This is a genomic window from Macrococcus equipercicus, from assembly GCF_024205945.1.
GTDB classification, from domain to species: Bacteria; Bacillota; Bacilli; order Staphylococcales; family Staphylococcaceae; genus Macrococcus; species Macrococcus equipercicus.
Genome location: NZ_CP073809.1, coordinates 618495 through 636868 on the forward strand (window position 1 = coordinate 618495; position 18374 = coordinate 636868).

At 45.3% G+C, this 18374-nt stretch carries 21 protein-coding genes; 9 read left to right on the forward strand and 12 right to left on the reverse strand.

Annotated features, from left to right (window positions below):
- Positions 1 to 53: 53 nt before the first annotated feature.
- From KFV11_RS03265 to KFV11_RS03280, 4 genes are all read right to left on the reverse strand, one after another.
- Positions 54 to 704 (reverse strand): helical membrane plugin domain-containing protein, encoded by a 651-nt coding sequence (locus KFV11_RS03265; RefSeq protein WP_149458089.1) that lies wholly within the window; start codon positions 702 to 704, stop codon positions 54 to 56.
- Positions 704 to 3670 (reverse strand): formate dehydrogenase subunit alpha, encoded by a 2967-nt coding sequence (gene fdhF / locus KFV11_RS03270; protein ID WP_149458090.1) that lies wholly within the window; start codon positions 3668 to 3670, stop codon positions 704 to 706. The genes KFV11_RS03265 and fdhF overlap by 1 nt, the downstream gene beginning before the upstream one ends.
- Positions 3671 to 3882: 212 nt before the next feature.
- Positions 3883 to 4881: a biotin synthase BioB gene (gene bioB, locus KFV11_RS03275; protein WP_254250341.1), complete on the reverse strand. Its 999-nt coding sequence runs from the start codon at positions 4879 to 4881 to the stop codon at positions 3883 to 3885.
- A 100-nt stretch (positions 4882 to 4981) separates the two neighbouring features.
- Positions 4982 to 5224 (reverse strand): NifU family protein, encoded by a 243-nt coding sequence (locus KFV11_RS03280; RefSeq protein WP_149458092.1) that lies wholly within the window; start codon positions 5222 to 5224, stop codon positions 4982 to 4984.
- Between the two features lie 80 nt (positions 5225 to 5304).
- Here KFV11_RS03280 and KFV11_RS03285 point away from each other — a divergent pair, with 80 nt between their 5' ends.
- Positions 5305 to 5622: a DUF1462 family protein gene (locus tag KFV11_RS03285; RefSeq protein WP_254250342.1), complete on the forward strand. Its 318-nt coding sequence runs from the start codon at positions 5305 to 5307 to the stop codon at positions 5620 to 5622.
- A 65-nt stretch (positions 5623 to 5687) separates the two neighbouring features.
- On the opposite strand, the gene KFV11_RS03290 is transcribed toward KFV11_RS03285, so the two are convergent.
- The gene (locus KFV11_RS03290; RefSeq protein WP_149458094.1) at positions 5688 to 6752 is read right to left on the reverse strand and encodes an NAD(P)/FAD-dependent oxidoreductase; all 1065 of its coding nucleotides are present in this window, start codon (positions 6750 to 6752) and stop codon (positions 5688 to 5690) included.
- Between the two features lie 130 nt (positions 6753 to 6882).
- On the opposite strand from KFV11_RS03290, the gene KFV11_RS03295 reads away from it, so the two are divergent.
- The 8 genes from KFV11_RS03295 (at position 6883) to KFV11_RS03330 (ending at position 12621) form a co-directional block, all read left to right on the forward strand.
- Positions 6883 to 7119: a YuzB family protein gene (locus KFV11_RS03295; protein ID WP_149458095.1), complete on the forward strand. Its 237-nt coding sequence runs from the start codon at positions 6883 to 6885 to the stop codon at positions 7117 to 7119.
- A gap of 10 nt (positions 7120 to 7129) precedes the next feature.
- Complete coding sequence (locus KFV11_RS03300) at positions 7130 to 7489, forward strand: HesB/IscA family protein (RefSeq protein ID WP_149458096.1); 360 nt, start codon at positions 7130 to 7132, stop codon at positions 7487 to 7489.
- Between the two features lie 117 nt (positions 7490 to 7606).
- Entirely contained in the window at positions 7607 to 8824 is a 1218-nt protein-coding gene (locus KFV11_RS03305) for an NAD(P)/FAD-dependent oxidoreductase (protein ID WP_149458097.1), read from the forward strand.
- Between the two features lie 71 nt (positions 8825 to 8895).
- Positions 8896 to 9378: an NUDIX domain-containing protein gene (locus KFV11_RS03310; protein WP_149458098.1), complete on the forward strand. Its 483-nt coding sequence runs from the start codon at positions 8896 to 8898 to the stop codon at positions 9376 to 9378.
- A 9-nt stretch (positions 9379 to 9387) separates the two neighbouring features.
- Complete coding sequence (locus KFV11_RS03315; RefSeq protein WP_254250343.1) at positions 9388 to 9708, forward strand: YuiB family protein; 321 nt, start codon at positions 9388 to 9390, stop codon at positions 9706 to 9708.
- Between the two features lie 10 nt (positions 9709 to 9718).
- Positions 9719 to 10822, forward strand: coding sequence for a hypothetical protein (locus tag KFV11_RS03320; protein WP_149458100.1), 1104 nt, complete (start codon positions 9719 to 9721; stop codon positions 10820 to 10822).
- 68 nt (positions 10823 to 10890) lie between these two features.
- A complete protein-coding gene (locus tag KFV11_RS03325; protein WP_254250344.1) occupies positions 10891 to 12204 on the forward strand; it encodes a Na+/H+ antiporter family protein in 1314 nt (437 codons plus the stop codon).
- A gap of 27 nt (positions 12205 to 12231) precedes the next feature.
- Positions 12232 to 12621, forward strand: coding sequence for a hotdog fold thioesterase (locus KFV11_RS03330; RefSeq protein ID WP_170234509.1), 390 nt, complete (start codon positions 12232 to 12234; stop codon positions 12619 to 12621).
- Between the two features lie 42 nt (positions 12622 to 12663).
- Here KFV11_RS03330 and mnhG read toward each other — a convergent pair whose 3' ends face one another.
- The 7 genes from mnhG to KFV11_RS03365 are packed head-to-tail and all read right to left on the reverse strand — an operon-like array spanning position 12664 to position 18315.
- Entirely contained in the window at positions 12664 to 13005 is a 342-nt protein-coding gene (mnhG, locus tag KFV11_RS03335; RefSeq protein ID WP_254250345.1) for a monovalent cation/H(+) antiporter subunit G, read from the reverse strand.
- Positions 12983 to 13270 (reverse strand): Na(+)/H(+) antiporter subunit F1, encoded by a 288-nt coding sequence (locus KFV11_RS03340; protein ID WP_149458103.1) that lies wholly within the window; start codon positions 13268 to 13270, stop codon positions 12983 to 12985. Before KFV11_RS03340 ends, mnhG begins: the two co-directional genes overlap by 23 nt.
- Positions 13267 to 13746 (reverse strand): Na+/H+ antiporter subunit E, encoded by a 480-nt coding sequence (locus KFV11_RS03345; protein ID WP_149458104.1) that lies wholly within the window; start codon positions 13744 to 13746, stop codon positions 13267 to 13269. The genes KFV11_RS03340 and KFV11_RS03345 overlap by 4 nt, the downstream gene beginning before the upstream one ends.
- On the reverse strand, positions 13746 to 15218 hold the full coding sequence (locus KFV11_RS03350; protein WP_254250346.1) for a Na+/H+ antiporter subunit D: 1473 nt from the start codon (positions 15216 to 15218) through the stop codon (positions 13746 to 13748). The genes KFV11_RS03345 and KFV11_RS03350 overlap by 1 nt, the downstream gene beginning before the upstream one ends.
- A complete protein-coding gene (locus tag KFV11_RS03355) occupies positions 15208 to 15549 on the reverse strand; it encodes a Na(+)/H(+) antiporter subunit C (RefSeq protein WP_149458106.1) in 342 nt (113 codons plus the stop codon). Before KFV11_RS03355 ends, KFV11_RS03350 begins: the two co-directional genes overlap by 11 nt.
- Positions 15549 to 15977, reverse strand: a complete 429-nt coding sequence (locus KFV11_RS03360; RefSeq protein ID WP_149458107.1) for a Na(+)/H(+) antiporter subunit B — start codon at positions 15975 to 15977, stop codon at positions 15549 to 15551. The genes KFV11_RS03355 and KFV11_RS03360 overlap by 1 nt, the downstream gene beginning before the upstream one ends.
- Positions 15958 to 18315: a Na+/H+ antiporter subunit A gene (locus KFV11_RS03365; protein ID WP_254250347.1), complete on the reverse strand. Its 2358-nt coding sequence runs from the start codon at positions 18313 to 18315 to the stop codon at positions 15958 to 15960. The genes KFV11_RS03360 and KFV11_RS03365 overlap by 20 nt, the downstream gene beginning before the upstream one ends.
- Positions 18316 to 18374: the final 59 nt, after the last annotated feature.

Sequence of the window (18374 nt, forward strand, 5' to 3'; positions counted from 1 at the left end):
AATTTAAATCTCTGCAAAAAAAGACCGAAGCTATAAGCTTCGGTCTTCTTTAGTTACTTTCTAAGCAGCAGGACACATGCGGAAAGTGCGACTGCACCAGCTGCCAGTCCAAATACCATATTCGAATTACCGGAAGATTTCTCTTTTCTCTGACTCGGCAGTTTGACTTTGCTGACATTTTTCAAGTCTCCTGTATCAGTCTGGACAGGATCGACGATGCCTTGTTCAACCTTTAGGTCATCAGCGTCGTAACCAAATCCTTCAACGAATTTTGTCAGGAAAAGTGCGCCTTCAATAAAGTCACGGCTTACGAGTACTTTCAGCAGGCTGAACACGCCGAGTGTTTTATTGTGGTTAGTCGACAGTTCAAATCCTTTGTTGATTTTCAGAATCATCGGCTCAAGCTCTCCGAACTTGAACTTACCGAGCCCTTGAGCGAGAAGCAGCCCATTACGGATCGCTTTATCAAGCTCTGTCTCGTTAAGCGCTTTAAGGACACGTGTCAGTATAGGGTCACTTTTTGCGAGCGCCGCATTCAAGGCATTGAACACTTCATGGTCATCCAGTTGATCCATCAGACGGAACAGCTTAAGCAGTGTATCTTTATGCATCATCAGCTGCTGTTCAAGCTCACGGAGTTCCTGCTCACGTAATTGGTCAACATCGACTTCTGTTCTTCTGATGATTTTAGTAGAGTGTGCCATTATTTTCCACCTCGTCTTTCTTTCACGATATCACCCGGGAAGGCATAATCAGGGCGTGCCCATTTCTGCTGGATGTTCACCCCGTACTGCGGCACAGGTGAACCATAACGGAAGTTAGATTTTGGAAGCGGTGATTTGCCGCCGCGTTCAAGAATGATCAGTTTAGCTTTTGTTTCCTTGTAAGCAGGTGTAGAAGTATTTTTATCCGCAATTGAGCTGGACAGCAAGTTGATCGCGGCATCGCCTGAATCATTCATCGGTAAGTATACTTCTTTGCCGTAGACGCGGTCTGTGACAAGTGCCTTGACGTCAACTTTGCCGTACGGAGACTGCAGACGGACGAGAGTGCCATCTTCAATGCGGCGTTCTGCTGCAAGTTCGTGTGATACTTCAAGGAATGTTTCTGGTGTTTCGCTTGTCAAGCCGGCAACTTTGTATGTCATGTTTCCTTCATGGAAGTGCTCCAGCAGACGGCCGTTGTTGACGTGAATATCATATTCTTCAGCATATTCTGTCGGCGGCGTCCAGTCGACCGGGAACAGGATCGCTTTTTTATCATCAAATGGGAAGCCGTCTGTAAAGAGCAGCGGTGTATCTGTGCCATCAGCATTGACCGGCCACTGCAGACTGTTGAATCCTTCTAATCTATCATAGCTCACACCCGCATAAATCGGTGTTAACGCAGCGATTTCATCCATGATCTGTGATGGATCTGAATAATTCCAGCCGGCGCCGAGGTGATTCGCAATCTCCTGGATGATCACCCAGTCCGGTTTAGAGCCTTCAAGTGGTTCAAGCACTTGGTACAGACGCTGGATACGGCGCTCTGTATTAGAGAAAGTTCCTGTTTTCTCAAAACTTGGTGAAGCAGGCAGTACGACGTCTGCATACTCACATGTTTTAGAGAAGAAGATGTCCTGAACGACCATGAATTTAAGTTTCTCGAAGCCTGCTCTGACATGGTTGACGTTTGAATCGACAATACCCATATCTTCACCTTTCAAGTAAAGAATATCAAGTTCACCTGAATGCATCGCATCGACCATCTGGTGGTTGTTCTGACCTTTTTGAGTATTCAGTTCAACACCCCAGGCATTATTGAACTTCTCAATCACACCTTCATTAGTCAGCTTCTGGTAGCCCGGCAGGTGGTCAGGCATACTTCCCATATCACTTGCGCCCTGCACGTTGTTATGGCCGCGCAGTGGATAAGCACCAGCACCTGGTTTCATATAGTTACCTGTCACAAGCAGCAGGTTGGAGATTGCTGTAGAGGCATCACTGCCACCGCGCTGCTGAGTAATACCCATCGCCCACATGATAACCGTAGTTTTTGCTTCGTGAATCATTGTTGCGACGTTGATCAGTTCTTCTTTAGTGAGTCCTGTATGTTCTACTGCATAATCAAGTGTATATTTTTCAAGACTGTTGACGAATTCGCTGTAGTTATTGACATGCTGATCGATGAACGCTTTATCATGCCAGTTATTGTCGATAATGTATTTAGTGACGGCATTTAACCAGACAAGGTCGGATGCAGGGTTAGGGCGGATGAACATGTCTGCCCGTTCAGCAAGCTCGTGTTTACGGATGTCTGAGACGAGCAGTTTTGAGCCGCGCAGTTTCTGAGCGCTCTTCACACGTGTTGCGATGACCGGATGGGCTTCTGCTGTGTTCGTACCGATACCAATGATCAGTTCAGCGCTCGCGATATCTGTGATGGAACCTGAGTCACCACCGTAACCGACTGTGCGCCATAAGCCCATAGTCGCAGGAGATTGACAGTATCTTGAACAGTTATCGACATTGTTAGTGCCGACAACAGCACGTGCCAGTTTCTGCATCAAATATGATTCTTCATTCGTACATTTTGAAGAAGTGATAAATGCCAGACGTTCTGGTCCGCGTGTTTTGATTGTCTCTGCAAATTTGCTGGTGATTAATTCATAAGCTTCTTCCCATGTGCCTTCTCTGAATTCATCGCCTTCACGAATGAGCGGCTTAGTCAGACGTTCGCCGGAGTTGACGAAATCCCAGCCGAATTTACCTTTAACACATGTTGAGATCTGGTTGGCAGGAGATTCTGGTGACGGTTCCACTTTAAGAATGTCACGGCCTTTTGTCCAGACTTCAAATGAGCAGCCGACTCCGCAGTATGTACATACGGTTTTAGTCTTCTTAATTCTATCTTGACGCATTTCTGCTTCTATATCTGAAATAGCCATGAGCGGCGTATAACCTGTTTCTACTGCTTTAGTGACATCGACAGCAGGGCGGAAGGCATCTTTAAGCATACCAGTTAAGAAGCCTGCTTCTCCTTCCATACCGACTTCCATCATTGCGTTACACGGACATACGGTTGAACAATGGCCGCAGTTGACACAAGATGAATCGTCGATAGGATTACCATCTTTACCATCCCAGAGAACTCTAGGACGTTCAAGTGTCCAATCAATCATCAGCGTTTCATTGACCTGAACGTTCTGGCACGCCTGAACACAGCGGCCGCAGAGAATGCACTGGTCAGGATCGTAGCGGTAGAACTTACCTCTATTGACCGGTGCGCCTTTAGGAGACTGATGCGTTGCCTGATGGTCGATTTTTAACTGCTTAACTGTATTATGGACGGTACAGTTACCGTTGTTGAAATCACATACTGTACAATAAAGTTCATGATTGTGCAGCACGCGGTCCATCGCAATCATCTGTGCTTCGAATGCTTCACTGGTGCCTGTCTTGACGACGTCACCTTCTTTTAGCTGTGTGCTGCATGAGCGTACGAGTTCCCCGTTAACTTCAATAATACATGCATCACACGTTTCGATCGGACCAAGGTCTGAGTGGAAGCAGAGAGATGGTACATCAATGCCCTGCCATCTCAAGTATTCCAGTAAATTGGTCTGTACCGGTAATTCAAGCTGCTTACCATTCAAAGTAATAGTGACGACTTGAGTTGTTTCGTTCATACATAACCCCTCTTTCTATCTTATTAAAAACTTTATGCCTACCTACATTATAGGTTTTCTTAAGATTTATACAATGAATTACATGTTTTTAGTACTTTAAATTCCATGTTCCTTAACAAAATCGCCTTTTTTTCGTGTAAAAGACAGGCACTAATTCAAAATAAATAATTAACTGTTAAAGAATACCATTAAAAAAACGGATTGCTCCGTTTTTAACTTTCTATAAGGGAAGGGTCATTTGTGAAGGCGTTCGTCTCAATTTCAAAGCCCAAATCCTGAATCATTTGATAGTCTTCTTCGTTCGGCTGGCCGTTAGTCACTAAGTAATCACCGACAAAGATGGAATTTGCCATGTAAAGGCTCAGCGGCTGCAGTGAGCGGAGGTTGACTTCGCGTCCGCCGGAGACGCGGATTTCTTTTGTCGGATTGACGAGACGAAATAGGGCAAGGATTTTCAGGCATTTGTTCGGTGTCAGATCGTCTTTATCTTCAAATTTAGTTCCTTTAATGGCATGAAGGAAATTGACAGGAATGCTGTCGGCATTGATCTCTTTGAGCGCAAATGCCATGTTGACAATGTCGTCAGCTGTTTCCCCCATGCCGCAGATCACACCGGAGCATGGCGAGATATGATTGTTTTTCATAATCTCTATTGTATTCACACGATCCTGATAGCTATGGGTCGTTACGACTTTATCATGATAACGCTCACTCGTATTGATATTGTGATTATAACGGTCAACGCCTGCTGCTTTCAGCTTCTTTGCCTGTTCATCATTTGTCAGTCCGAGGCAGGCGCAGATTTTAAGTGTTGGATATTTCTGCTTGATGGTTTCAACAGCATTTGTGACGCGGCCTACTTCACGATTCGTCGGTTTGCGGCCGCTCATGACGATGCAGTAAGTTCCGATTTGATGTTCGACAGCAGCACCGGCGCCTTCGACAAGCTGCTGCTCATCAACGAGTGCATACTGACTGCAGCCGGTATTCGCCTTCACAGACTGCCCGCAGTAGCCGCAGTCTTCAGCACAGAGGCCGCTTTTAGCATTTAAGATCATATTCAGCTTTACTTTGTTCTGATAATAATGATAGCGGACATGGTAAGCTTCATTGATTAACGTCAGCAGCTCCTTATCCTCTGTGTGTAATATGTTGAGCGCTTCTTCTTTAGTCAGAACATACCCATCGATCACGCGTTGTCCTAATGTCATTTCAATTCCCCCTTTGTTAACTTAAATTAATATTAAGTTAACAATAACGAGGATGCAAGAAAAAATGGACAAAAAAAAGACCACGACTGTGGTCTCTATATTAAAAGACTTGTTCAACTTCAACGACACCCGGCACTTCTTCAAGAAGTGCACGCTCGATACCGGCTTTTAAAGTGATAGTAGAAGAAGGGCATGTACCGCATGCACCGAGTAGACGTAATTTGACGATACCATCTTCAACATCGACTAACTCGCAGTCACCGCCGTCGCGCAGCAGGAATGGACGAAGTTTTTCAAGTACTTCATTGACGTGATCAAACATTGTTTGTTGTTCTGTAGTCATAGGAGACTCCTTTCTTTATAGCTTTGCTAATAGTATAATAACTATAGCACATTTTAGTGGAATGGTTAAGGGGGATGCAAGTGGATTCTATTAAAGTTAATGTTTACGGGGCTGATGCCGTCTGTGCAAGCTGTGTTAATGCACCGACATCAAAAGATATTTACGACTGGATACAGCCGAACTTAAAACGAAAGTTTGAGCAGCTCAGCTTTACTTTCAATTATATCGATATCGCAGATGAGGAAGGGCTGTCAGATTATGACCAGTCATTGCTTGAACAGATTGAGAACGATGAACTGTTTTATCCGCTTGTAACGATGAATGATGACATCGTGGCTGACGGCTATATTCAGCTGCCGCAGCTGACTAAATACATTGACCGGACATTTATTAAGTAACTACAACTAGAACGCCTCAGTTCATGCTTCCATGGGCTGAGGCGTTCTGTTGTAGATGAATGTGGTTAGCCGTTATGATATTTATAGAGCCATAATACGCCGGATTTCATAATTCTTGCGATACGGCCGGTCACGGTCCGGTCCATCAAGTAGGCAAAGCCTTCTTTGTCGCCTAATGAACCGATGAAGCCCTGAAGTTTCAAGTCCGGCATTTTATCAGGCAGCGGTTGACCTGCCCATTGCAGCTTCAGAATATCAACGATCTGCTCAGCCTGGACTTCAGCAAGCTGTGCACTTGGTGCATGAGGCAGCAGGGCACAGTCTCCGACAACATAGACGTTTGGATGCGTTGGAATCTGATGGTACTGATTCACGCGGACACGGCTGCCTTCACCGAACTCCACAGGCAGGCTGCGTACGATCTCGACAGGCTGGATGCCTGCAGTCCACACGCATATATCGACATCGTGCGTGTCGTCATTATTATAAAGTTTACCCGGCTCGACTTTCACAATATTAGATTTCGGGATGACTTCCACTTGGTGTTTATCAAACCACTTCTTGACGTATTTACTTAACTTTTCAGGGAAAGCCGGTAAAATACGCTCGCCTCTGTCAAACAGTTTAATTTTTAAGTCAGCACGTGATTCACGCAGTTCGCTTGCCAGCTCAATGCCGCTTAATCCTGCTCCGACAATACCTACCGTACTGCCAGCTGGTAAATCTGCGATTGCCTGATAAGTTTTTCTCGCCTGTGTGATGGTCTGGATGCTGTAAGTGTAGACATCTGCACCAGGTACGTTGTGATATTTGTCTTCACAGCCAAGACCGATGATTAGTTCGTCATAATCCACTTGAGAGTCTCCAACAGAAACAATCTGCTGGTCAAGGTCGATTGCTGTAATTTCACCGAATGTCTGGTTTAATCGCTGATCTTTCGGGAACTCAAGTCTGATGTCTTTATCGGATTCTGTCCCAGCCGCAAGGGCATAGTATTCAGTTTTTAATCCTTGAAAAGGAATTCTATCGATTAAAGTAATGGTGTATTCTTCTGGTAATGCAGAGGGCAATAAGCGCTGCATTACGCGCATGTTACCATAGCCACCGCCAAGCAGTACAAGATTTTTCATAATGATCCCCTTTTCTTATGAAGTCAAATTTCTACTTTTTTCAACTATCATAAATTATAATATAGATTACAGTTAATTTGTAGCGCTTTAGTTATTGACATGGATAAAAAGTGCTTGTTTGAGGTGGAAAATGAATCCAATCGTAGAGTTCTGTCTTTCTAATATGGCAGCCGGCAGTCAAAGTGTCTATGATACTTTATCCAAAGATCCCGGCGTGGACTGCCTGGAATATGGCTGTCTGACCTATTGCGGGCTGTGCAATGAACGTCTTTATGCGCTGGTCAATGGAGATGTCGTCACAGGAGAAACAGCGGATGAACTACTTAACAATATTTATAAGCATATTGAAGAAAACTGGTTATTCTAGGAGGTAAATGATGAGCACTATAATATTAACAGAAGCAGCAGCCTATGAAGTCAAAGATATGATGGCAAAAAACGGCCTGCCTGATGGTTACTTGAAAGTATCGGTGAAAGGCGGCGGATGTACCGGACTGTCATACGGCATGAGCGCTGAGGAAGTACCGGGAGATAATGATGAACTGCTGAATTTCTACGGCGTCAATGTTCTCGTCGATAAAGCGGATGCACCGATATTGAACGGGACGACGATTGATTTTAAACAGTCGTTGATGGGCGGGGGTTTTGCGATCAATAATCCTAATGCGATTGCTGCTTGCGGCTGCGGCAGTTCGTTCCGCACAAGAGATGTTGCAGGGAGCCCTGAGAATTGCTGAAAATGAAGTTATTAGCTTGAATAATATGCCTATTCAAGTTATGATTACTAAGGAATCTAGTAATGGTTTATGTGACTAAAATCACAATATAATAATCTTAAAAGACAGGTGAATATGATGAGCTTCGAAAGAAAAAAGGTTGTTGTATTAGGAGCGGGTTATGCCGGCCTTCAGACAATCGCAAAATTGCAAAAGTTAGTTTCAGCACAGGATTGTGATATTACACTGATCAACAAAAATGAATATCACTACGAAGCGACATGGTTACATGAAGCTTCAGCAGGTACTCGCGCTTATAAAGACTGTTTATATCCAGTGGCAAGTGTCTTAGATGCTTCTAAAGTTGACTTTGTTGCTGCAGAAGTGACTAAAATCAACCGTGATGAAAAAACTGTGGAGACGACTAACGGAACGTTCAAATTTGACATTCTTGTCGTTGCATTAGGGTTCGAATCAGAAACATTCGGCATTAAAGGAATGAAAGAACACGCGTTCCAGATTGAAAATATCAATACAGCACGCCGCATTTCAGCTCATATTGAAGAGCGCTTCGCGAACTATGCGCAGAGCACTGGCAAAGACGACAAAGACCTTGCTATTCTTGTCGGCGGCGCTGGTTTCACTGGTATTGAATTATTAGGCGAGTTAACTGAAAGAATGCCTGAGCTATGTAAAAAATATGGTATCGACCCATCTAAAGTCAAAATGACATGTGTAGAAGCAGCGCCAAAAATGCTTCCTATGTTCTCCGATAAATTAGTGGACTATGTTGTCAACTACCTTGAAGCGCGCGGTGTTGAGTTCAAAATTGCAACACCAATCGTGGCAGCGAACGAAAATGGTTTCGTCGTGAAGAACGGAGAGCAGGAAGAGCAGCTGTATGCTAACACTGTGATCTGGGCAGCAGGTGTTCGCGGCAGCCAGTTAATGGAAGAATCATTTGAAGGCGTTAAACGCGGCCGTATCATCGTGCGTGATGATCTGCGCATTGACGGTTATGATGATATCTTTGTTATCGGAGACTGTTCTGCAGTCATGGCTGGTGAAGGGGACAACAAACGTCCATTACCGACAACAGCACAAATTGCTATGCAGCAAGGTGAGTTCACTGCGAAACAAATCGTGAAGTTACTGAACAACGATAAACTGGATACATTTAAATATGACGACAAAGGAACTGTGGCATCACTTGGTTCACACGACGGTGTCGGTGTTGTTTTCGGTAAAGAAATTACAGGTAAAAAAGCTGCGTTCATGAAGAAAGTAATCGATACACGTGCACTGTTCAAAATTGGTGGTCCAGGTGTTGCTTTCAAAAAAGGTAAATTCCTGTAATAAGCCTGTCTTAATATCGATTAAAGAGACTTGTTTATAACAAGTCTCTTTTTATTGTCGGGGGGATGGTTATGAGTAAAAGAGGGAATGTCTGGCTCGGTGCTGCAGCGGTCGTCATCAATGAGCAGGGTGACTGGCTGGTCGTCAAGAAACAGTATGGCGGCCTGAAAGATATGTGGTCCATGTGTGCGGGATTTGTCGATGCCGGAGAAACAGCGGATCAGGCGATCGTGCGTGAATTGGCAGAAGAAACGGGTATAATAGGACAGGTGGAAGGTATCATCGGTGTCAGAAGCGGGGTCATCAAAGACATTATTTCTGATAATATGATTATTTTCCTTGTCCGCCCGCTGTCTGAGGCAATCACCATCACACTTCCCAATGACGAGATTAAAGACGTCAAATGGGAGACAACGACCCATCTGCTCGCTGATCCCATGTGTTCACCGATGGTCCATGAATTCATCAGAAGACTAGCAGCGCCGCTCGTTCTCGGAAGCACGACGCCGCCGGGACCGCAGTTTAACTATACGACTTATCATTTATTTCTTTAGGAGGCAATAATGACTGCTTTAATACAGTTGATTATTAGTGTATTATTGTTCTTTGTACTATTTTTCGGAATAGCATTCATTTTGAACATGCTGCTTAAATCCACATGGATCATGGCAGGCTTTTACCCGTTTGTCGTCTGTGCGATCGTCGACAAAATTTCAACAGCCGATTATTTTTTGAAACCGAAGTATGCATTTCAGCAATTATGGCACGGCATCACTCATTTATTACCTGCGGACATCATTATGCTTTCCGGTGGACTCATCGGAGCACTGGTAGCAGGATTTGTTATTAGAGGCTTGCGTAACAGCGGATATACTATGTTCTAGGAGTGATAGAATGATGAAGCAAACAGAAACACATGTAGACGATGTCTATGTGTGTTTTTTACCCTTTCAGCACAGCCAGTGGGTGAAGACGAAGCATGATACAGTGAACCGGCATGTGGACGCTTATTATCGTGATCAGCTCACAGCGCTTGATACAGTAGTTGACGGCCTGCATATCATCGGGATTGAAATCGGCAATCCCAAGCGATATAAGACAGAGCAGCTGCTCATACTCCATAGCGAGCTGACCGACGTGCTGACGACTTATCATGAGCAGCGGCTGACAGTAGATGTCACAGTGCTGACAAAATATTTGGATGACGAAGCGCTTCTTGCGCTTGCCTGGACAATAGAATCATCAGCTCCCCGCAGTATCAGCGGCTATGAGCCGGAATTACCGGACTTATTCTACCGGCTGGCTGAGACGCTGGAGCTGCCAACTAGCTCTGTCACAGAGCGGCTGACTGAGCTGTTAAGCAGTCTGAGCGGCAAAGTGACACTATTCAATGCCCAAGAACGCTGCCAGCTGCTGCCGGCCTGTCCGGATGAGGAAGTGACAGCCGTTGAATGGCAGTCAGCGGCTCATGTATCAGAAGTACTGCTGCTCCCTCTCGACTTAACCCGCCGGCTGCCGGATTTACTTCCGCTGTTATTGGCACTGACTGACTGGCCAGGTGCTGTACTATTTGTCTGTTATCACGAGCGGCAGGAAGCGCTCAGTAGAATTGCAAGAAGCGGTATTACTGTGGAAGCAGAACAGCTCAAATCAGCTGTGATATTCGATATGCTGCACTATGGCTTTCAGTATAACGCGGCTCCTATTGTACTAATGATTGAAGACTCAACTGCTGAGCGGATCACGACTTATGGCAGGCCCCTGAATATTAAGGACAAAGGGCATCGTTACCGCATACAGACGCCTGATTTCGAACTGTTTCCGTCTGCACAGAAGCGTGCCGGGCAGCTGGCCGACGGGCGTGTTGAATTAGCAGCTGACTGCTATGAACCGATGGCCCATTATTATCACAAGCCGTTCAGTGTCGTCGAGGAACAGCAGACGACTCCCGCTTACTTTAAGTACCAAATTTACCGCTCCATGTTTCAAAAGGGTTGACACTTAAAGTCAAATACGTTACTTTAGTATGGTATTACTTTACCAAGCTAAAGGATTGGAGTTTTTATATGAATGCAGTATTACTAGCAGTATTAGTCATGATTATTTTAAGTTTATGCCGGTTAAACGTCGTTCTTGCCATATTTGTCGGTGCATTAGTCGGCGGATTGAGTGCAGGGATGGGTTTGAATCATACGATCACTGTCTTTACTGAAGGAATCGGTGCAGGGTCGGAAGTGGCGCTGAGTTATGCACTGCTCGGTGGATTTGCTGCACTGATCTCCTACAGTGGAATTACTGATTACTTTGTCGGTAAGATCATCAATATGATTCGTGTCGACAGCACTGTAAAGACACGGACAGTGACAAAAATTGTCATCATTTTCTCACTGACGCTGCTTGCCTGTATGTCACAAAACCTGATTCCTGTCCACATCGCGTTTATTCCGATTATTATCCCGCCGCTGCTCAGCCTGTTCAATGAGCTGAAGATGGACAGACGGATGATCGCTGTAATGCTGACTTTCGGTTTATGTTTTCCTTACGTCTTACTGCCTTTTGGCTTTGGCCACATTTTTCACGAAATTATTAAAAAAGGGTTTGACCAAGTAGGGTATACCATCCAGTTTGATGATATATGGAAAGCAATGGTCATTCCATCGCTCGGTTTTGTTGTCGGGCTGATTCTCGGTCTTATTATTTATAGAAAGCCAAGAGAATATCATACAGTCGTTGCAGAAGAAACATTTAAGGCGAAGGACATCAAGCCTTATACAGTTTTTGTGACGGTTGCCGCTATTCTCGCTACATTTATTGTGCAGCTGACGACAGAATCGATGATCTTCGGCGCACTTGCCGGCATACTGATTTTCTTTCTCTCTGGCGTGTTCAACTGGCAGACAATGGATGATGAATTAACGACAGGTATTAAAATAATGGCGTATATAGGTGTCGTCATGCTGGCGGCTAATGGCTTTGCGCATGTCATGACAGAATCGGGTCAAGTGACTTCTCTTGTAAAAGAAATGGTCCACTTAACCGGTGGTAATAAAGCGCTGGGTGTGATGTTCATGCTGATTGTCGGCCTGGTTGTCACGCTTGGTATCGGATCGTCATTTGCAACAGTGCCGATCATCGCTGCCCTGTTTATTCCTTTCGGTGATGCCATGGGGTTATCAAGTCTTGCTATCATCAGTATTATCGGTACAGCTGGTGCACTAGGTGATGCAGGCAGTCCGGCAAGTGATTCAACGCTTGGACCGACAGCCGGATTAAATATGGACGGCCAGCATAATCACATCTGGGATACATGTGTCCCGACATTCATGTTATTTAATATTCCTCTTATTATATTCGGCTTTATCGCGGCTATGGTATTATAGTCAAAAAGGGGAAATACAATGGATTTCATGGAGTTATTTACAACAGACAGTCTGCTGACGCAGTTTGAGATGAAGATAGAAGAAAGAGCACCAGGGAGACTCGTGATCAGCATGCCTGTCACTCATAAAGTCAGGCAGCCGTTCGGTTACCTGCACGGTGGTGCGAGTGTCGCCTTAAGTGAGACAGTCGCATCTATGGGGACAGCAGATTTAATCGACCTTGACAAAGAGCTTGGACTAGGTCTTGAAATCAATGCCAATCATATCTCATCTGTCCGCTCCGGCAGAGTGAAAGCAGTCGGTGAGATTCTGCATCAAGGGAAGACGACCCATGTATGGGATATTAAAGTTTACGATGATAATGACCGGCTGCTGTCAGTTGCACGGTGCACAGTCGCCGTCAAAACATTAAGATAACAAAGAAGAGTCCAGGATATTCTGGACTCTTCTTTGTTTAAGCTATTTTGCATCTTTTAGATCATCTCTCACGGTCTTCTTTGTATAAGGTGTACCTGTATAGTAGGCACTCCGCATAATAAGATGGCCGCCGATTGGACCGGTAAGGAAAATGAACAGAATAGCCAGCAGCAGGGACGGCTGAAACTGATGATCTTTACCGATGAAGAACAGCAGCACCCCGGATATAATACACATGACTCCGAGCGTTGATGCCTTACTGGCAGCATGGGCACGCGTATAGACGTCAGGCAGTCTATATAGACCCAGTGCACTGGCGAAGCTTAGCAGAGCACCGAGGATTATGAAAATCATGGCGGCACTATTGACGATGATGTCGATCATATTCGATGATCTCTCCTTTATCCATAAATTTCGCGAATGATACGGTCCCGAGGAATGAGAGTATGGCAAGCAGCATCATAATACTGATATAATGCGTGGTGTTCAATAAGATTGAAAACAGCGCAATGACAGCCATGAGAGAGATGCCGAGCGCATCAAGAGCAACTACACGGTCAGCAACACTCGGCCCTTTGACAGCGCGGTACAAAAAGCCGAACATGCTGACAACGACAACAATAAGCGCTATCACTACAATAATCGTCATCTAATACCAACCTCCTTAATAGCCGCTTCAAATGAGGAGCGGATACCCTCTATCTCATCTTCCAGATTCGAGAAATTAATCGCATGAATATATAAAGTCTTACGGTCATTGCTGACAGCCACAACGACTGTGCCGGGCGTTAAAGTAATCATCTGTGACAGCAATGAAATTTCCCAGTCTTTCGTCAATTCTGTCGGATAGGCAAAAAACGCCGGTGAAATGTCAATTTCTTTTGAGAGGACAATTTTAAATACTTGGACGTTTGCTTTCACTAACTCAATAATAAAAATGATACAAAGCCGGATGCTTTTCACAAGCGGCCGTAAATAGAAGCGTCCGGGCAGGAAAGGACGCATGACGAAAACAGCGAACAGCCCGAACAAAAATCCGAGAACAATGTTGCCGAAAGAAAAGCTCATTGTAATCAAGCACCAGAGCAGTGTCAGGGACAGATTGATCAGAAACTGTACTGCCATTAGTTCACCTCCATTATTTGTGTGTAATGGGACGGCTCTGTCAAGGTGAGGGCTGCTTGATGAAACAGCGGATAGAGCTGGTCAGCGTATAATCCGAAAGCGACAGCGAGACATGTTGCGATGACACTGACAACCAGCATTCTGCGGTACGGTTTGACAGGTGTCACTGTGACCGGGTTACCCCAGAACACGTGAATGAACATACGGATGATGGAGTAGAGCACAATGAGGCTGCTCAGCAGAATGATAACTGCTGCAAACGTATGACCGTCAGCAAGAGCCGCTTTAACAATATAATACTTACCGTAAAAGCCGCTGAGCGGAGGGATGCCTGCAAGCGACAGTGCTGCGATGAAAAACGTCCAGCCGAGCACCGGATAATCTTTAATCATACCGCCGAGTCTGTTCGACTGAGTTTCTCCTGTCATATGAATGATAACACCGACCAGCATGAATAATGCGGCTTTAATCAATATGTCATTGAAGATATAATAAATCGCACCGAGCATACCGTCAGTGGACAGCAGGCTGACACCGGTCAGAATGACACCGACCGCAATCATAATGTTATAAATGATCACTTTCTTCATATCGTAATAGGCGAGAGCACCTATACAGCCGAAAATAATCGTCAGCAGTGCAATGACCATAATGAATGTGCCGACGATGTGTGTCGGAAAGAATAAAGTATAAGTCCGCATAATCGCATAAATGCCGACTTTGGTGAGCAGTGCACCGAACATCGTCAAAATCGGAATCGGCGGTGCGTAATAAGCCCCTGGCAGCCAGAAGTAAAAGGGGAACATCCCGGCTTTTGTCGCAAAGACAAAAATAAAGAGAATAGCACAGAGCACGATAATCGGCTGATTTTCCTGTCCGGAGAGCTTCACACTGATATCTGCCATATTCAATGAACCGACAACGGAATACAGCATCGCTATCGCCAGTACAAAGAACGATGACGAGATGACATTCACTAAAATATACTTAATACTTTCCTGCAGCTGAATCTTTGTACCGCCGATAATCATCAATACATAAGAGCTCATCAGAAACACTTCAAAGAAGACAAATAAGTTGAAAATATCTCCTGTGGAAAAAGCACCGTTCAAACCAGTCAGCATAAACAGCAGTGAAGCGTAGTAGTAATAGCGCTCCCGTTCAACACCGATAGATTGGTAGGAATAGATAATGACTAGACAAGTCAGTAATGACGTCATGAACACAAATGATGCTGACAGCTGATCGACGGTCAGTGTAATACTGTAAGGGATGGGCCAGCTGCCGAGCTCAAGAAACTGAATACCGTGTTTAATGATATGCCAGAGATTAAGCGCTGCAAACAAAGTAGTGACGACAGCACCCAGCAGCACAACCATACGCTTTATAAGCAGCCGCTTACCGATGAAAATGAGAATAAGTGAAAAAATAGCAGGAATAATCACAGGAAACACTAATAGATTACTTATCATCCGGTACTCCTTTCATCATCGACATATTATCTGTCCCGAGCTCCTTGTAACTTCTGAATGCCAGTACAAGGAAGAAGGCAGTGACAGCAAAGCTGATGACAATAGCTGTCAGTATCAGGGCCTGCGGGATTGGATCCACATAACGCGCAATATGCTTATCATAAATAGGGATGGCCCCCTCTTTCAGACCGCCCATCGTCAGGAGCAGTAAATTAACCGCATGAGTGAGAATAGATGTCCCGATAATAATTCTGAGCAGGCTTCTAGAAAGGATGAGATAGACACTTGCAGCAATTAAAATGCCGCTCAATATAATCATGATCACTTCCATTATTCATTCTCTCCTATCGTCAGAATAATTGTCATTGTTGTCCCGATGACAGCGAGCATAACACCGAGGTCAAACAGCATGGCTGTATGCCAGTGCACAGCGCCGAACAGCGGTAAATGCAGGTCGCCGGAAAAGTGTGTGAAAAATGGTCTGCCGAGCAGCACTGCAATTAAAGGTGTGGCATAGCAGAAAGTGAGACCGACCGCTATGACTTTCTTAAAGTCTATTGGTAGTATACTTTCCAGCGTTTTAATGTCATAGGCGATCAAAACAAGCAGCAAAGCACCTGCAACGAGCAGACCGCCGACAAATCCACCACCCGGTGTATAATGACCTCCCAGAAAGATGGAGAGGCTGAACATGAAGATGATGAAAAACACAATTAAAGTACAGAATTGAAAAATAACATCATTTCTTTGTTTGTTCATGATTGACCTCCTTGCTGTCCCGCAATTTAATCAATGTATAGATGCCGATGCCGGCAATGCCGAGTACAGTCGATTCAAACAATGTGTCAAAGCCCCGGAAATCAACGAGAATGACGTTGACCATGTTTTTACCGTGAGCCAGGTCATACACATGTTTAATGTAATATTCAGTGATGGACGGTGAAAAGCGATGGCCGTAAGCCATCAGTGCAATGACGGTCACAACAGCCCCGACACCGACCGCAATCACTGCATTAGTCAGTTTGAATGGCATGGTCTCCTCGTAGCGTGACAGCTTCGGCAGATGATAGAAGCACATCAGAAATAATGCGGTGGAAATCGTTTCAATCGTCAACTGTGTAAGCGCTAAGTCAGGCGCATTGAAGAAGACGAAGAACAGACCGACGGCATAACCGATGGCACTCAGCATAATAATACTGAATAGACGGGACTTCGCGACAATCACCATAAAGGTCGCAATCAATATCAGAACGACAAGAATCAGTTCAAACGAACGGACTTCTGATAAGTGCCAGCTGCCGAAATTGAGCGGTGCCTGCAGCAGCAGGACGACAGTCATCACGATTAAAGCACTGAAGACCAGCAGTAAATGGCTGCGGATACCGGCAGTAATCACCTTGTTGTTAAGACGGTAGGAAATGGATTCAGCGGCCGCCAGTAGTTTCTCGTAAACGTAATTGAATGTCCAGTTCGGGCGCTGCACTGAATAGATAGGTGCCCACTGCTGGTAAGTGAAGATGAGCACCGTACCTGCCGCAAAAATCAGCAGTGTTGTCACCAATGCAGGGTTAACACCATGCCAGTGTGAAATATGCAGCGGTGCCACATGTTTGTTCAAGATGGCCTGTCCTGCACTGTCGATCATTGGCGTCAGTATATTCGGGAATAATCCGGTGAAGACAACGACAGTAACCATCAGTAAAGGAGACAACAGCAATAACAGCGGTGCCTCGTGGACATGTTTGTCTACCGACGGCGGACCACCGAAAAAGAGGTCTTTGAGCAGTTTCACAGAGTAGATGAACGTCAACAGGCTGCCGATGATAACAAGTGACAGCAGCAGTACGAGCGACGGTCCATGGAACAGGCCGCTCTTACTGTCAAACATGCTCGTCAGAAACATCTCTTTAGACAGAAAGCCGTTGAACGGCGGTACACCGGCCATGCTGAGTGCGCCGATGATAGCGGCGGTAAACGTAACAGGCATCAGCTGCAGCAGGCCGGACAGTTTTTTGAGATCGCGCGTGCCTGTCTCATGATCGATAATACCGACGACCATAAACAGTGCCCCTTTGAATGAGGCATGGTTGAAAATATGGAAGACGCAGGCGGCAATCGCTGCATAGAAGACCGGCTGGTTATTATAATAGACGCCGAGACCGCCGACACCAAGCAGTGTCATCATCAGTCCGAGCTGACTGATCGTGCTGTAGGCAAGAACGCCTTTTAAGTCCTGCTGTTTCACTGCATTGAACGATGCCCAGAACAACGTAATTGCCCCGATAAAAGTCACAATGTAAATCCATTGTGCTGACAGTGCAAAGAGCGGTGTGAACCGTGCAATTAAATAAACACCGGCCTTCACCATAGTCGCAGAGTGCAGATAAGCACTGACAGGTGTCGGTGCTTCCATCGCATCAGGCAGCCAGATATGGAACGGAAACTGCGCTGACTTTGTGAATGCTGCAAGCAATATGAATACCATGGCAGTCGTAAATAATGGAGACTGCTGCAGCACATCTGCCTGCATCACCATTTCCCTGATACTGAATGTATGGGCAATAGACACTAAGGTCAGCAGACCTCCGAGCAGCATCAGGCCGCCGAACACAGTGATCAGCATCGACTTCAGAGCACCTTGCAGTGATTTCTCCTTATGATGCCAGAATGCAATCAACAGAAAGCTCGAGATGCTTGTCAGCTCCCAGAACAGATAGAGCGACAGAACATTGTCACTGAGCACAACGCCGAGCATAGCACCCATAAACAGCAGCAGATACGTATAAAAATGACCGAGCTGCTCACGGCTGCTTAAATAATGGATGGAGTAAAAGACAACGAGTGCACCGATGACAGTAATCAGCAGACAGAACAACAGGCTGATACCATCCATTCTGAAATCCAGATTCAAGCCGATGCGCGGCATCCATTTGACTGATTGACTGACTTGGCCGCTCATCAACAACAGTACAGCGGCTGCCACAGGAACAAGCAGTGCAAAATAACCCGGATGAATCCGTTTATTATAATAATGTATCAGCGGGATAAGTAGGGCGCCGAGAAACGGCAGACTGACGGCTAAATGTAATAAACTCATGAAAGACCTCCTTCAATAAATTAAGTATACAGAAAATCTGCAACGCTTTAAATGCGATA

Coding starts and splice junctions, on each gene's coding strand:
- KFV11_RS03265 (WP_149458089.1), bottom strand. CDS start 704: ATGGCACACTCTACTAAAATCATCAGAAGAACAGAAGTCGATGTTGAC.
- fdhF (WP_149458090.1), bottom strand. CDS start 3,670: ATGAACGAAACAACTCAAGTCGTCACTATTACTTTGAATGGTAAGCAG.
- bioB (WP_254250341.1), bottom strand. CDS start 4,881: ATGACATTAGGACAACGCGTGATCGATGGGTATGTTCTGACTAAAGAA.
- KFV11_RS03280 (WP_149458092.1), bottom strand. CDS start 5,224: ATGACTACAGAACAACAAACAATGTTTGATCACGTCAATGAAGTACTT.
- KFV11_RS03290 (WP_149458094.1), bottom strand. CDS start 6,752: ATGAAAAATCTTGTACTGCTTGGCGGTGGCTATGGTAACATGCGCGTA.
- KFV11_RS03295 (WP_149458095.1), top strand. CDS start 6,883: ATGAATCCAATCGTAGAGTTCTGTCTTTCTAATATGGCAGCCGGCAGT.
- KFV11_RS03300 (WP_149458096.1), top strand. CDS start 7,130: ATGAGCACTATAATATTAACAGAAGCAGCAGCCTATGAAGTCAAAGAT.
- KFV11_RS03305 (WP_149458097.1), top strand. CDS start 7,607: ATGAGCTTCGAAAGAAAAAAGGTTGTTGTATTAGGAGCGGGTTATGCC.
- KFV11_RS03310 (WP_149458098.1), top strand. CDS start 8,896: ATGAGTAAAAGAGGGAATGTCTGGCTCGGTGCTGCAGCGGTCGTCATC.
- KFV11_RS03315 (WP_254250343.1), top strand. CDS start 9,388: ATGACTGCTTTAATACAGTTGATTATTAGTGTATTATTGTTCTTTGTA.
- KFV11_RS03320 (WP_149458100.1), top strand. CDS start 9,719: ATGATGAAGCAAACAGAAACACATGTAGACGATGTCTATGTGTGTTTT.
- KFV11_RS03325 (WP_254250344.1), top strand. CDS start 10,891: ATGAATGCAGTATTACTAGCAGTATTAGTCATGATTATTTTAAGTTTA.
- KFV11_RS03330 (WP_170234509.1), top strand. CDS start 12,232: ATGGAGTTATTTACAACAGACAGTCTGCTGACGCAGTTTGAGATGAAG.
- mnhG (WP_254250345.1), bottom strand. CDS start 13,005: ATGATCGACATCATCGTCAATAGTGCCGCCATGATTTTCATAATCCTC.
- KFV11_RS03340 (WP_149458103.1), bottom strand. CDS start 13,270: ATGACGATTATTGTAGTGATAGCGCTTATTGTTGTCGTTGTCAGCATG.
- KFV11_RS03345 (WP_149458104.1), bottom strand. CDS start 13,746: ATGGCAGTACAGTTTCTGATCAATCTGTCCCTGACACTGCTCTGGTGC.
- KFV11_RS03350 (WP_254250346.1), bottom strand. CDS start 15,218: ATGATAAGTAATCTATTAGTGTTTCCTGTGATTATTCCTGCTATTTTT.
- KFV11_RS03355 (WP_149458106.1), bottom strand. CDS start 15,549: ATGGAAGTGATCATGATTATATTGAGCGGCATTTTAATTGCTGCAAGT.
- KFV11_RS03360 (WP_149458107.1), bottom strand. CDS start 15,977: ATGAACAAACAAAGAAATGATGTTATTTTTCAATTCTGTACTTTAATT.
- KFV11_RS03365 (WP_254250347.1), bottom strand. CDS start 18,315: ATGAGTTTATTACATTTAGCCGTCAGTCTGCCGTTTCTCGGCGCCCTA.